At 53.2% G+C, this 14,229-nt stretch carries 9 protein-coding genes and 1 pseudogene; 8 read left to right on the top strand and 2 right to left on the bottom strand.

Going from position 1 to position 14,229, the window contains the following annotated elements:
• The first annotated feature begins 62 nt into the window (after positions 1 to 62).
• The 3 genes and pseudogenes from HW090_RS13195 to HW090_RS13205 form a co-directional block, all read left to right on the top strand.
• Positions 63 to 1,346, top strand: a complete 1,284-nt coding sequence (locus HW090_RS13195; RefSeq protein WP_179113962.1) for a hypothetical protein — start codon at positions 63 to 65, stop codon at positions 1,344 to 1,346.
• A complete protein-coding gene (locus tag HW090_RS13200; protein WP_179113963.1) occupies positions 1,346 to 2,383 on the top strand; it encodes a tyrosine-type recombinase/integrase in 1,038 nt (345 codons plus the stop codon). Before HW090_RS13195 ends, HW090_RS13200 begins: the two co-directional genes overlap by 1 nt.
• A 198-nt stretch (positions 2,384 to 2,581) precedes the next feature.
• Positions 2,582 to 2,982: pseudogene (locus HW090_RS13205) on the top strand (transposase); the annotation flags it as partial.
• Between the two features lie 1,500 nt (positions 2,983 to 4,482).
• Here HW090_RS13205 and HW090_RS13210 read toward each other — a convergent pair.
• Positions 4,483 to 5,163, bottom strand: coding sequence for a hypothetical protein (locus HW090_RS13210; protein WP_146018919.1), 681 nt, complete (start codon positions 5,161 to 5,163; stop codon positions 4,483 to 4,485).
• Between the two features lie 661 nt (positions 5,164 to 5,824).
• Here HW090_RS13210 and HW090_RS13215 point away from each other — a divergent pair.
• From HW090_RS13215 to HW090_RS13225, 3 genes are all read left to right on the top strand, one after another.
• Entirely contained in the window at positions 5,825 to 6,685 is an 861-nt protein-coding gene (locus tag HW090_RS13215; protein ID WP_179113964.1) for a hypothetical protein, read from the top strand.
• A gap of 78 nt (positions 6,686 to 6,763) precedes the next feature.
• On the top strand, positions 6,764 to 6,943 hold the full coding sequence (locus tag HW090_RS13220) for an AlpA family transcriptional regulator (protein ID WP_023442851.1): 180 nt from the start codon (positions 6,764 to 6,766) through the stop codon (positions 6,941 to 6,943).
• A gap of 489 nt (positions 6,944 to 7,432) precedes the next feature.
• On the top strand, positions 7,433 to 8,101 hold the full coding sequence (locus tag HW090_RS13225; protein WP_034100791.1) for an inovirus Gp2 family protein: 669 nt from the start codon (positions 7,433 to 7,435) through the stop codon (positions 8,099 to 8,101).
• Positions 8,102 to 8,340: 239 nt separating this feature from the next.
• Here the strand turns inward: HW090_RS13225 and HW090_RS13230 are convergent, their stop codons facing one another.
• Positions 8,341 to 8,988, bottom strand: a complete 648-nt coding sequence (locus HW090_RS13230) for a HEPN domain-containing protein (protein ID WP_033968774.1) — start codon at positions 8,986 to 8,988, stop codon at positions 8,341 to 8,343.
• A gap of 219 nt (positions 8,989 to 9,207) precedes the next feature.
• Between HW090_RS13230 and HW090_RS13235 the strand changes: the two genes are divergently transcribed.
• Both HW090_RS13235 and HW090_RS13240 read left to right on the top strand, forming a co-directional pair.
• A complete protein-coding gene (locus tag HW090_RS13235) occupies positions 9,208 to 10,689 on the top strand; it encodes a hypothetical protein (protein WP_179113965.1) in 1,482 nt (493 codons plus the stop codon).
• Between the two features lie 65 nt (positions 10,690 to 10,754).
• Complete coding sequence (locus tag HW090_RS13240) at positions 10,755 to 14,165, top strand: TM0106 family RecB-like putative nuclease (RefSeq protein ID WP_096426794.1); 3,411 nt, start codon at positions 10,755 to 10,757, stop codon at positions 14,163 to 14,165.
• Positions 14,166 to 14,229 lie beyond the last annotated feature (64 nt).

Consider the following 14,229-nt stretch of genomic DNA (forward strand, 5'->3'; position numbering starts at 1 on the left):
TCCCTGTAACACGTCTTATAAACCAATCTTCATTTCCGCAGTATTCAGCATTGGATGAGAAAATGAGCAAGGCAAAAGATCAAATTCGTTTGGATGTTGAGACAGCCCTGGAAGACCCGAAGGGGCGTCTGTTCATTTGCCCTGGTTCTCAGAAAATGACCGACCTGAGCCGGGTCCGGTTGCTCCGTTGCGGAGTGGATACGGTCCGCCAACTGTACCGGGGGATGCTCCGCCCTGAGGTCATGTGCCTGTTTGAGAAACCCGGCACCCTGGTCCAGTTCGCTGGCGAGACGTGGCATGCCGGTCGTGTCGGTCGCGACTCGGGCTACCAGTACAAGCTGCAAAACGCTGACCTTGGCATCATCCTGTTGATCAAGAACTTCAACGCCAAGCTTGAAAACGTCGGACCACACCTGAAGGTCGAAGTCTCGCCCCATGCCATCGACAGCCAGTCACCGGAAAGCCTCCAGGCGCGCCTGGATGAACTGGCCGGGGAGGTGATGACACATATCGAGCAGAACCAGTGCGCTGTCCACCTCGCGCTTGATCTGCAAGGCTGGGTGCCTCCTGTCGATCTGATTGCCCGGATGCATTGCCGTGCCCGCAACGTGCGGGATATCTCCGGCATCAATGAACTGCACTGGGACACAAAGAGCAGCGTCTACGGCCGCGGGGAAACCTTCATGTTCGGCTCGGCGGGTGGCGTCCAGTTGGCCATCTACAACAAGACCGCACAGGCCAGGGCGACCGATAAGCTCGACTACTGGGAAAGCGTCTGGAAACGTGGCGACAGCTTCGACGAAAGCGACCCGGCCAACTATGACCCGGAACAGGACGTGTGGCGTGTCGAGCTGCGTTACCACCACTCGATCATTCAGCAATTCGCCAGTGGCTCGGTGGATATCCATACCGGCGCAGTGATCGACACGCGCACCTTCTCGGCCTTCTCGGGGCATCTGGACGGCCTGTGGCGCTACGGGATGCTCCAGTTCAAGTTGCTGAGCCGTCCTGGGTACTTCGAACCGATCTGGACCTTGATCCGTGAAGACGTGAAGGTCGATCTACCGGTGTTCTCTCTGATCGACGACACGGCCTACAAGCGTTACTACAAGACCAGCAAAGGCTTCAGTGGCAAGAATGTCGAACTGTTCCTGGGAAACTTCATCAGCCTGCTGGCTCGCGAGCGTGTCCCGGCAAAAAAGGCCTATAGGTGCCTGAAGCAGTGGGAGTGCTGGCCAGTCATCCGCGACCACTACGCGGCCAAGGAAATGACCGAAGCCATGCTGTTCCACCATATCGAAATGCTCCTTGAGGAGCGGCATGTCAGGTGGGGACGGGCGGTCTGATGGCGATTGAACAACTGCCGGATGGTCGGTGGAAGGTTGATGTAGAGCCGATCAAGGGTCGGCGTTTTCGCAAGACGCTCAGGACCAAGGCTGAGGCTCTGCGTTTCGAGGCGTCCTGTCGAGCCAAGCTGATCGACAATTGTGACTGGTCCCCTCGGCCCAAGGATATGCGCAAGCTCTCCGAACTGGTCCAGCTCTGGTATGACCTGCATGGTCATTCTTTGCGTTATTCAGGTGGGCGGCTGAGAAAACTGCTCTATCTTGCCAAGCATCTGCGCGATCCGATTGCTATCAGGTTGGATGCTCATGCCTATGCCGAAGGTCGGCGTCTGAGGCTGGAAGCCGGTATCTCGGCCAAGACGCTCAACAATGAGTTGGGTTACCTGCGCTCTGTCTATAACGAGCTGCGGGGGCTGGGTGTGATTGATTACGCCAATCCTCTGGAGTTGGTTAAACCTCTGCGTCTCCAGGAGCGGGAATTGTCATGGCTGACCAATGAGCAAATTGCTGAGCTGCTGGAGTCAATCCGCTCCGGCTGTGATAACCCGCATGTCGAAATTGTTGTGCTGATCTGCTTGGCTACTGGGGCTCGATGGTCGGAAGCTGAAAAGCTCAAGCCGTCATCGGTGCGGAATCGTGTAATTACGTTTAGCGGGACAAAAAGCGGCAAGGTGCGGTCGGTACCGATCTCTGCCGATCTGGAGACCAAGCTAGTCAAGCACTGGCGAGAACATGGCCAACCTAATTCGGCCATCACTGCGTTTCGTCGGGCCTTGTCCCGGACTACGATCAAGCTGCCGAAAGGGCAGGCGGCTCATGCTTTGCGGCATACCTTCGCAAGCCACTTTATCCAGAACGGCGGAAACATCGTGACCTTGCAACGTATCCTGGGCCATTCAAGTCTGGCGATGACCATGCGCTATGCGCACCTGGCCCCAGACCATCTGCTCGATGCCCTTAGGTTAGGTCCGCTGGGGAGTTTCGACACTTTGTCGACAGTTGAGGTCTCTGAAAGCAAAAAGCCCCGAAATTCATAAGAAAATCAGGGCCTTAGCTTCGTCTTTTGGTGGGCCGGGGTAATCTGAACAGAAGTTATAACTTATTGATTATAAAACAAAATATCGGTTTGATTTTTTTGTTGGAATGCCATTTGGAATGCCGATAGGATTTGCTTGGTCCTTGGGGGGCTGACAGTGTGCTATTGCTAGATCGTTCCTTCACAACCGCTTACCTAGGGTACGTCCGCGAATGTAGCTGACGTCACCCAGGTCGCAGAGCTGCTGCATGCGACGAAAACGCGGTGTACGCGGACGCCGGATATACCGGTGTCGAGAAGCGCGAGGAGCACAAAAGTCGTAAGGTGATCTGGCAGATCGCTGCCCGGCGCGGCACCTATTCCAAGCTCAACAAGCGCGGTCTGATCTACAAGGCCAAGCGTAAAATCGAGTATCTCAAAGCCCAAACGCGCGCCAAGGTCAAGCACCCGTTTCGGATGATCAAGCGCCAGTTTGGATACGTGAAACTACGCTTTCGCGGGCTGATGAAAAACACGGCTCAGTTGACCACCCTGTTCGCTCTGTCGAACCTGCGGATGGCTCGAAAACACCTGATGAGTATGGGCGAGTCACGCGCTTAATACGGAGAACCGGGCAGAAAACGCCCTCGACGCACGCTGCGTCAGGCTGTTTTCAGCAAATAGCGCTGCTTGCCGAGCAGATTACGACTTGCCGTCACTGCGCAGCAAGTTGATCGAGGCATCCCGAGAGATCGGACTGGTTGATGTGCGCAATGAGCGAGAAATACTAGGTCACGGATTTTCTGGGGTGTCCGCCCGGCACACAACAGACAGGCCGAACAGCTTGTACAAGACTACGTGGATTGTGCTGCATATGATGCTTTCATCTTTGTTCGCACAGTAGAACTCTGCAGGGCGGATTGGTGGGATTTGATCTGGATCCTGTCCGAATTGCGTCTTCCGGCGGTCGAGTTTCTACGTGAGCTTCTCACCTATATGGAGCGAATCGGTTGCTATTTCCTTATTATCGCAAGCCGGATGAGTGCATGACAGCAACGACATTGAGTCGAGGACCCGAACGCATGGGTAAGGACCGCATCGGCTTTTCAGCCCATGACATTCGCGCCAGCGCCTGGACCATGCTCAACTAGATGGAATCTCGCTCGGACGTGATCGAGCGTGAATTGGCGCATGCCGAGAGGAGCAAAATCCGGACAAGTTATAATCAGGCTAGATATCTCACCTAGTTGTGTCAGGTGATGCAGTCTTAGGCTTACATGGCCGACGCTATGATCATGAGTTATAAAGCGTTATTGATTTTTTATTTTGGTTGCATAAGGATTTCCTTGGTGGTTGATAACTAAATCCCTAGCGGCAAGTTGGCTTTCGCCCGACTGTAATGAGCTGGTCATGCAATTAGTATAAAGTTTCTTGACGCTTGCGAGGATATGTTGAAGGGTCAGTTGCTACCCTGAGGGTACTTACTTTGCGAGGTATTAAGAATTTGTATCTTTCACTAGCTGCTACCTGGTGATGTTTTCGCCGGTCCAGCCGGCCAGGTGCTGGATCTTTTTTGGCTGAAGTGGCCAATCAATCAAGAGCAGGTTTGGAAAGCTTTGACCGAGTTTTAGCTTTTGAGTATTTTTGGTCGTCTATAGAAAGATAGTCTTTGAGGGTTTTGAAAGGAATAAAAGTCGGGTCTAAGTAGTGTTGCCGAGTTCGCGGATCTTACTCCAAGACTACCTAAAGTGACGGTGCAGTATCTCCCGTAACAGACCTGACGGAATACTTCTGAAAACTTGGTTGTGGCAGAGGTGCTTTCCAAGTATGGGTGTGATTTGGTACCAGTGGCCAGGCTAGAAAAGTCGGTCAGAAGGTGCTGGGTGACACGCTAAAGTTTGGTCTTAGTGATTCTCCAAGTCGTATCTTCAGACGTATGAAGCCTCGGTTTAGTAAGTAAAGAATATCTAAGGTTGCTGGTGTAATTGCATTGTTATGCCGAAAATTAAAATTCATAACCAGTTAGGTATCAGACGGAAATAGAATACTGAGCGCAGGACGCGGTTTATCTTCCGATGATTTTTCGGTTGCAGTACTGATTGGGTGATTTTTAGGAGCTATTCATTTCTCCAGCTCCTGCTCAAGGTGGTGGATTGTTGGTTGTATCTGCCTTTCGTGTATGCGTATGGCTTCTCTTTTGATGATTGAACTTGATTTCAAGAGTGTTGATTTTTTCTTTCTGAAAAGATTTTCGATCTGGTCCTTATGTGGGGTTGGAAGACTTTTCGGGGTGGGGGTTAATGCTTCGATTTGAAGGGTTAATTTGCAGTTTTCGGTTAGAGATTCGCTTAGTTTTTCAGTGAGAGTGATAGCCGCTATTTGATAATCGTCGAGTTGTTTGCGGTGGGACTTGTTTAGCTCGTTGAGTTGGTCGCGGTATTGATTTTTTATTTCAACTCCATTTTTAATTAACCACTCCAGTGTTTCGGTTATGGTGCTGTGTCTTGATTTGGCTAAATTTTCCAGACATTTCTTTGCTGAATTCGAAAGTATAAAGTTGCTGGGCTTTTTCCCATTTAGGCTTTCTCTCAGTTTCTTTTGGCGCCAGGCGCCTTTCATCTTTTTTAAGAGCTCTCGTATTTCACTGCCTTCAGGCCATTTCTCAGATTCCCTTATAAGCCCGTCGTAGGTGATTTGCTCGGGAATACTTGCTCTGTGATTGTTTAAATATCGAATGGCCCACTTCAGCATGTCTTGGTTGTCTTTTTTTATCCATCCAAGTCTGTTTTGTGCCTTTTCCAAGGAATCCCTCGCTAATGCGCTTATTAGAATTAAAGGTTATATAGGGTAATTTTTAATGCGTCGTTACGGAGTGACGTTACGTAGTAGCATAGACTATTCTACATGTGCTTGAAACAGGGTGTTATTCTACGATTTAATGGCTGCCTTCCTGAAGAAGTGAGGGTGGGTGATGCACTGCGTTCTGTTGGGTCTTGGATTGGCTGGGGTGAGCCCTGAGGCGAAGTTTGTCCTTGTAAGGTTCGTGCAGATGTACGGGTTGTGGGAGTCGATCACAATCGGGATTAAGGAGTTAGCCAAGGCCTCAGGTGCTACGGATCGTGTGGTATCTAGCGCTCTGGCTGAATTGGTGGCCGAAGATCTTTTGATACGCACACCTATCGTCTGCGGGCGGGGACGCCCCAAGAGTGGGTATCGGGCGTCAAGTAAGTTGTCTAGGTTGTTAGAAGACGAAAACAAAAAGCTCAATGTGATAAATAGACCGAGAATTGATCACGTACTGAACCCTTCTGCGGAATATTGTGAGGGTGGCTTGAGTGTTTGTAATCGGTTGCTACTGTCCACTCTGCTTCTATACGCCGATCAATTTGGGGTTGTACGGGGAATCGGAGTATCCAGGCTGTCCCAGGCTACTGGTCTGAATCGAGATCGAATAAAGGCCCAGGTGCACAAGCTGATCGCTCTGAGGGTCATGAGAGGGGTGATTCCGGGTGTTGCAACATCTGTTGTATTGGGCGTTTCAAAGTCAGTTTACTTTATTAATTTTCATCATGGTTTTTTTCAAAAAGGTACTTCGGGAGCGATCGTGCTAACTTTCGTCTCGAAATCCAGTGGGGATTCGGGGGAGATGAGTGAGGTTGCAGTCATCATTGGCTCTGCGGGGCTTGGCAAAGGGCTGGAATTCGAGAGGCATAAAAAGTTTTCTGGAATACTGCCTGATAGCGATAGATTTAATGCGCTGGCGGGGTTGTTTTCTTCTTTAGCCAAGGATAGAAGCTCGTCGAGGGCGCTTCAGGTTAGATTGGAGGAGTACGCGTCAGGGCTACTGTCCAAGCATTGGAAAGCCTTGGAACTAGGTCAGTTTAATTCTGATGATGAATTGCAGCTGCGAATCAAGAAAGATTTCAGTAAAGGAACGGGCACAGGGCGAGATTTCAAGGATGATGGCCTTCGAAGCGAGCTGTTTTTTGAGTTCGTTTATGTAGTTGCTGTTTTGATGGCTCGGCGTGTGCAGAGTTTGGTTTTAAGTGCTAAGGGTTTTGCGTACGAAATTGCCGGGTTGCAGATCCTGCCGAGTTTTGAGCCCGGCACATACTTTGGGCGGTTTGCTGTTGGCCGGTCTCTGTTGATTGTTCCTGGTAATAGTTTTCGAGCAGGAGAGTGCTATGTCATGAATGAGAGCAATCTTGGCGAGCCTACGTGTGAGAGGTTTTCAAGTGAGGAGGAGATGCCTGAGATTGACCGTTATCGTTTTGGCCTTCTTTTTCAGGTTCATACTCCCACGCGCTATCGGTATCGGGGGTAAATCGCTCTGTATGCCAGTAATGGTCAGTAACTCTTTACCGGCCTCCTAGATCCTGTGTACGGATTTGAGGAGTTGGTCATGCGCATACTTCGAATGAAAACGGTTATTGAAATTACTGGTCTGGCCCGATCTACGGTGTATAAGTACGTTGCTGAAGGGATATTTCCGAAGCCTATTTCGTTAGGCGGGCGCTCTGTTGGCTGGTTGGAGTCAGAGGTTCATTCCTGGATTCAGTCTAGGCTAGTTGAGAGAAATTAGTAGGTATTGATGGGGTTGTTCTTGGCAGCTGGTCTGCTTCTTGTTTGCTTTATTTTCTTTCAATGAAAACATCATGTCCGGTTGACTCCCGGACATGATGTTTTTTTGCCGGACCTTTTGGTGGCGTTGTTTTTCTGGCTCTGAACAGGAATGCTTAAACTTTCTCTAGGGTTTATGCTTTTGGAGCTTTCGGTGCGGGTAGTATGCTTTAGTGTTCTAAGCGCTACTGTTTAATAACTCCTGCCTGTCACTCATGCAGGGCCTGATATTGAATCATTAGGTTAAGGTCATAGATGTCCCTCTAGCGGGTATCTATCATGAATGTCTACTTTATACCTTGCGGTTGGCAGTATGGTTTAGGTGGTCGATATTGAACTTTGGTATCTGCGTGATGAGCTCGTTGAGGTCTAGCTCAATGGGTTGCGGTGAACGTGTAAATAACTACCAAGCCGACTGAAGATATGAACTTCAGTAGAGTAGGTAGTAACCATGCGTCGTTTTTCAGAGAACCGTAATCTTCGTTTGTACTCAGCAGATACTTTTCAGGGCCTGCCGATAATGGGTGAAAAAGGCCCTTTTATACTTGGATACCTTGAAGCCCTGAGTCGCACCATCAACCTTGCACTTGATCAGTATCCTAGGGTGATTGCGTTCAGGGTGGACCTGCGTCTTCCGCGTTTTGGGGGTATTCCGGATGATGCGTTGTCAAACCGTGTGATTAGTAGGTTCATCGAGTCGTTCAAAGCAAAAATTGAGCACAATCGTGAGAAAGCACGTGAGCAGAACAAGTACGCCCATGACTGCAGGGTGCGTTACGTCTGGGCGAGAGAGAGGAGCGAGGCAGGGCGACAGCATTACCACCTGCTGATCCTGCTCAACAGGGACGCCTACTACACAATCGGGCGGTTGCAGCCACAGAGGCCGAACATGATCAGCCGCATGCAGGAGGCTTGGGCCAGTGCGTTGAAGTGCGAGGTTGAGCAAGTGAGAGGCTTGGTACATATCCCGTCTAATGCGGAATACCGAGTAGACAGGGAGGTCCGGCCAGGGAATGTGGATTACTTACCTGATCTGTTTCATCGTGCCAGCTACCTTTGTAAAGCTGCGACGAAGCGTTATGGGGAGGGCGCTCATGGCTTCGGATTCAGCCGAGGATAGAGGGTAAGTAGCTTGTTCCCAGTCCAGCCCTCAGGTCAGTTTGCCTTCCTGAGGGCTTGGAGGGCTTTGTCACTGAGGACAAATTCGAGCCCCGAATTCAAATTCTTGTTGCGTTGACTTCCTACAGGCAAAGCATTCGCGCATATTCAAACGCGTGTGAACGCCTTCCACTCAGTGTAAGCAGCAAGCGGAATCACTTGGTTTTTCACCGGTCATCGCGGGATTGGAATGTGGTCTGCCTAAGCAACAACCGGATAACAAGCATCACCCCATAGCGTTTCCGGGTTATCCAACATCAGCAAAATAATCACAGGCACCAGCTTGCCGAGGAGGTTCGAGCAGTCACGCAGTTGATCCCGGTTCACACTGCTGTTCCAGGTTGCGCCCCCATGCATTACCTGGTTACGCAATGTATAGATTCGATTGAACAGAACACCGAGTACTGCTGGGGTATTGCGGTTGGCTAACGCTTGCTGCGCTGCTCGTCGACCGCTGGCAAACCGCTCGGTCCACTGTTGCTCGCTGATCTTGCCGTTCTGGTTGTCCCAGAAACTCTGAAATACGTAGGGGTTGTCCAGCAATGCGCGGATACTGCCTGAGAACTCGGACCAGACCAGGTTCTCGATCAGGTTGGCCGTGTCTAGCGCACAGAGTTTGTCCAGGAACGCCTTGAACGTGGACTGCTCGGAAAGTCGGAACTGCTCATCAATGTCCGTGGCATAGGCAGAGTTGAAGGCGATCCACAGAAAGATAAAGCGCCCATCAAGATCATCCGCCTGCTCGGCGCGATTCAGCCAGCTTAATGCGCGATGAACGCGCAAGGTGAGGTTGGGATGGTGGCCTTCACGTTCCTGGCGGTGACGGGCTTTGAGTGCTTGATGGTCCATGAAGTGCCGATCCTTGAAGTCGTGGGCGGTCGGTAAAGAGGTAGCGTGTGCCTGAAAACTTTACAGGTGGCCGGGCCAATCGCCGCTGGCGTTGAAAAGCGTCTATTCAGGGCATTAGAACCTGCTCAATTTGTTTACCTGTATGAACAGACAACGTGGACGTGGCCTGCCATTTTGCTTAGGGTATGGCCATTCGACATTGCCCGCAAGGCGGCTTGCATGAAGCGTGAACAGTTCCTGGCACAACCCGAAGTGGAATCTTTCGTTGCATGGCTGGCAGCCAACTTGCCGGCGCTCACGTTCAAGCTGCGCTTCAAGTCCAGCAAGTTTGTACCTGGCGGTTTGACGGTTGATGTCCAGGGGATTGAGCGGGTACTTGAGCACTATCGCTGGAAGGCAAGCTGGCACGACTCCAACCAGAGTGTGGTTGAGTCTGAAACCTGGGCTGAAACCCAACGCTCTTTGGGGCAACTGCGTGAGTGGCTGACGAGTGCGGTCAACGCAGGTGATGAGCAACAAGCGCTTCAGGCGTGTTTGCAGATTCTTCGTTGGGGCGGCGTGCGGGGCGCCATACCGTTCTTGCACCGGCTGGCGGCCAAAGGCGAGTTGTCGGGCTACCTGAATAAGATGGCCGGACTCATGACGCTCGAGGGTGACAATGACCTGGATGACCTCGACGCTAGCAGTGTCGAGCGTTTCGATTCTGGACTGACCAAGATTCACGCCTTGCTCGATTTGTCCGGTTCTCCAATCTATGACAGCCGTGTGGGCGCTGCGATTGCCATGTTGTATTCGCTGTTTCGCCAGCAGTGGGCGGGGCGTGGTAAACCCTTGCTGATGTTCCCGTCCGGCGGCGCGCGAGGCAGCCAGATCCGCAACCCGGGAGCGTTCCTGAACAGCGTGGCGGCGCCGCAGTTTTCGACGATCGACTATGCCGAGTGGGCGCGTTGGCAAGTGCGCTTGGGCTGGATTATTCGAGCGCTGCTCGAGCGTACCAATTGGTTTGCTGGGCAAGGGACTCTCCCCGCGCGTTGCCATGCCCTCGAGGCCAGCCTGTTCATGCTTGGCTATGACCTTCGCTGCTTTGGTCTGGCGCTGGCGTCTAATTCCATAGCGGGTAAGCCAGAAGTCGAGGCGCAGGACTGCGAGCGTGGAGGCAATAATTGGGTGCCCACGGGGCATCCTTTCAGCCAGGTTCTCAAGGATTATCTGGCCTTCCGCTACAGCGGTGCTCTCGATAACAAAGCCTCGTTTGTTGAATGGCTGGTGGCCCAGCCGCGTGACGAGAAGCCGCTCACGCGTACCACTGCACAGGGCTACTGTTTCCCGTTTTCCATTGAAGAGTTCGACTTGTTCGGCCGACCGCTTGCACAGCTTGAGCGCATCGTCGCCGGTGGTGAGGACGGATTGCGTGCGGCCCTGGCTACCGAGGCCCTCGAGCCGTTCACAGTCGGTGATGAGCGCGTCAGTGTCTGCTTGGTGGATGTGTTGATCACGGGCAACGCGTATGCGCGAGCGACGACCGACAAGGATCGTGTCGACTACATCGTGAGTGCCGGCTATGCCGGTACCGAGAACTCTGCAAGGACACTCATGGCCCTGGGGCGTAACGTGGGCAAGCACTTCGGCCTGCTTGATGCGCAGCACTCGCCAACGAGTCTGTTCGAGCAGTTTTACCAGGACTGCTCGCTCGACGCCTGAGCAACACACGCAACATTTGCGCAGCACCATGTGCCCCTTGGCCTTTCACAGGGTGGAATACAACCATGCAAACCCGGAACGGCGTTCAGTTGTATTCCGCCTCAGACATCTGTGGTTTTCTGGAGTGCCAGCACCTAACGGCACTGGACCTTCAGCATCTTGTTGCCCCTATGGAAAAAGCGCCGGCAAGCGAGCAGAACCGCCTGATCCAGGGCAAGGGGCTCGCTCATGAAGCGACGTTTCTTGAACGACTCAAACGCGAAAATGCTCACGTAGTCGACATTGCCGAGGGCAATCCGAGTTTCGCGCGGCGGGTGGAACTGACCATTGAGGCCATGAAGGCTGGTGCGGACATCATCTTCCAGGCTTCGCTCCAGGAAGGTGCCTTTATTGGGCATGCCGACTTCCTGCGTAAGGTGCCGCGGGCGTCGACGCTGGGCGATCATAGCTATGAGGTGATCGACACCAAGCTGGCCAAGTCTGCAAAGGCCAAGTTCCTTGTGCAGGTTGCGCTTTACTCGCGAATGCTGATTGCAATCCAGGGCATACAGCCGCAGTTCATGTATGTCGTACTGGGTGATTCTGCGCGTACGGAGCAGGCGTTTCGGGTCGCTGACTACGCCGATTATCTGGAGCAAGTGCTGCAGCGTTTCACGGCGTTCGTGAACGGTGACGGACAACCTGTGACGTACCCGGAGCCATGCGGGCATTGCGGGTTTTGTGTGTGGCGCGATCGCTGTGACGAACAACGGCTGCAAGACGATCACCTCTCGGCAGTCGCCGGCATCAGCCGCTCGCAAATCAAGAAATTGCAGGCTGGTGGAGTGACCACATTGCAGCAGTTGGCGAACAGTACCGATGACTTGCGCATCCCCAAGTTGCAAGTGGAGTCGCTGGGCAAGTTGCGCCATCAGGCGCGTTTGCAGTTCCAGGGGCGTTCCAGTGATGGCCCGTTGTTCGAGTTTCTGCCGGTCGTGGGGAAAAGGCGTGGTTTTAGCCGAATGCCCACGGCGGTTGAAGGCGATCTGTTTTTCGACATGGAGGGCAATCCGCTGGAGGAGGGCGGCCTGGAATATCTCTTCGGTCTGTATATCGACGAAGGTGGCCAACAATCCTTCAAACCCTTCTGGGCACATAGCCGAGAGGAAGAAAAGATCGCGTTCGAGCAGTTCATCGACTGGGTCATCGCCCACCTCAAGCGTTACCCCAGCGCACATGTCTACCACTATGCCAGCTATGAAGAGACGGCCATCAAGCGCCTGATGAGCCAGCACGGTACACGCGAGGCACAAGTGGACTGGTTGCTGCGCAACGGCAAGCTGGTCGACCTCTACAAGGTCGTGCGCGAAGCGATCCGGGTGTCTGAGCCCAGCTACTCGATCAAGAACATCGAGCATTTTTACATGGGGCAGCGCGACGGGGACGTTACCAATGCCGGTGCGAGCATCGTGTTTTATGAGCGTTGGAAAGAGACTGGCGAGTCGGCGTTGCTCGAGCAGATCGAGCGGTACAACGAAGACGACGTGCTATCCACCTATCTTCTGCGCAACTGGCTTTTGAGCATTAAACCTTCGGATGCGAGCACTCTTTCCGAGCCTGAAGCAGAAAGCGAGAAAGCTGTAGCGGAACAAAAGGAGATCGAGGTTCGTCTGGAAAGCTATCGCGATCGTTTGCTCGCTGGCTTGTCCGCCGCCGAATGTGCTCTGAGCGAAGCGGATCAAGTCAGGTTGCTCACCTTCCAACTGCTCGACTTCCACCGTCGGGCAGACAAGCCGACATGGTGGCAGTTGTTCAGTCGTCAGGACATGACCACTGAGGAGCTGCTGGAGGATATCGAGAGCCTGGCCGGTTTGCGGCGTACAAAAACGCCGCCCGAACCGATCAAGAAATCATTTCTGTTTGAATACAGTTTCGAACCTCAAGAAAGCAAGATGCGCACGGGTTCCCAAGGCGTCATCACCGAGTCCCTGGCCAATGTGCAGTTGGTTAACCTGGACAGTCACGCGTGTCTGGCGATGTTCAAAGCCACCGCGAACAAAGCGCCACCGGATGACTTCGACATGATTCCCGGCAGGCCGATTCCATCGACTTCGCTGCGCGAGGCACTGTTTCGCTATGCCGACAGCGTCTTGGCCGGTGAGCAGCGCTTCCAGGCGGTGGCGGACTTTCTCCATCGACGCGTTCCACGGGTGAAAGACGTCCAGCCGGGTGCGCCACTGCTGGATCCACGCCTGACGACGACGGATGCCATCAAGCAGGTGGTACGCAACCTCGAGAACAGCGTGCTGTTTATTCAGGGGCCACCGGGTGCCGGCAAGACCTACACGGGCTCGCACGTCATTGTTGACCTGCTCAAAGCAGGCAAGCGCATCGGTGTGACCTCCAATTCGCACCATGCCATCAACAACCTGTTGGCTGCTGTTGAGTCTCGTGCACAAGCAGAGGGCGTTGCATTCAAGGGGTTGAAAAAGTCATCGGAGGGAGATGGCACTGAGTTCACTGGTCGCTGCATTCGCTCCATCGAAGACAAAAAGGATTTCCTTGATGCCTGGGGGCCGGGAATTGACCTGACTGCGGGTACCGCCTGGCTATTTGCCGACGAGACCTTCACCGAGGCGTTGGATTACCTCTTCATCGACGAGGCCGGGCAAGTGAGCGTGGCGAACCTGGTCACCATGGGCATTGCGGCACGCAACATCGTCTTGATGGGAGACCAGATGCAATTGTCGCAACCCGTGCAAGGCGTGCACCCTGGCCGTTCCGGTGACTCTATCCTCGATTATCTGCTGGATGGCACGCCCACCATTGCGCCTGACCGTGGGGTGTTTCTGGCGCAAACCTGGCGGATGCATCCGCACGTTTGCTCATTCATTTCTCATGCGGTGTACGAAGGTCAGCTGTCGTCGGCACCAGGAGCCGAGCGGCAGGTGTTGCGACTGGATGGCCAGCGCCCGGACGTACCGGGCAGCGGACTGATGTTTTGCCCTGTTGAGCACGACGGCAACGGCCAGAGTTCCGATGAAGAAGCCGCGTACGTCAAAGCGCTGTACACGTACTTTCTGCAGCAGCGCTTTGTGGATAACACCGGCGAGGAGCACGCGGTGTCTCTCGAAAACATCCTTGTCGTGGCGCCCTACAATTTGCAGGTACAGCTGTTGAAGCAAGTGCTGCCGGCGGGTGCGCGCGTCGGCACTGTGGATAAGTTTCAGGGGCAAGAGGCAGAGATTGTCATCGTCTCGATGGCGACGTCGAATGAAGACTACCTGCCCAGGGACATCGGCTTCCTGTACTCGAAAAACCGTTTGAATGTAGCAGTCAGTCGGGCGAAGTCGCTGGCTTGTATCGTCGCCAGTCCTGATCTGATGGCCATTCGTTGCCAGACGCCGCAAGACATGAACCTGGTCAACGGCTTGTGCATGGCGGTCAGGTTCGGAACGGTCGACGAAACCCGTCAATCCCAAGAGGTTGTGCTATGAAAAATCTGTTCGCAATTATCGGTGTCATCGTCGTTGCCAAGAAGGGCTACGAGTTTGTCCGTGA

Origin of the sequence: Pseudomonas sp. ABC1, from assembly GCF_013395055.1 — a bacterium.
Taxonomy (GTDB): Bacteria; Pseudomonadota; Gammaproteobacteria; order Pseudomonadales; family Pseudomonadaceae; genus Stutzerimonas.

Bases quoted from the DNA above. Each gene is read 5' to 3' on its own strand.
- HW090_RS13230 (WP_033968774.1), bottom strand. From the start codon at position 8,988: ATGGACCATCAAGCACTCAAAGCCCGTCACCGCCAGGAACGTGAAGGC.
- HW090_RS13195 (WP_179113962.1), top strand. From the start codon at position 63: ATGAGCAAGGCAAAAGATCAAATTCGTTTGGATGTTGAGACAGCCCTG.
- HW090_RS13225 (WP_034100791.1), top strand. From the start codon at position 7,433: ATGCGTCGTTTTTCAGAGAACCGTAATCTTCGTTTGTACTCAGCAGAT.
- HW090_RS13235 (WP_179113965.1), top strand. From the start codon at position 9,208: ATGAAGCGTGAACAGTTCCTGGCACAACCCGAAGTGGAATCTTTCGTT.
- HW090_RS13220 (WP_023442851.1), top strand. From the start codon at position 6,764: ATGCGCATACTTCGAATGAAAACGGTTATTGAAATTACTGGTCTGGCC.
- HW090_RS13240 (WP_096426794.1), top strand. From the start codon at position 10,755: ATGCAAACCCGGAACGGCGTTCAGTTGTATTCCGCCTCAGACATCTGT.
- HW090_RS13200 (WP_179113963.1), top strand. From the start codon at position 1,346: ATGGCGATTGAACAACTGCCGGATGGTCGGTGGAAGGTTGATGTAGAG.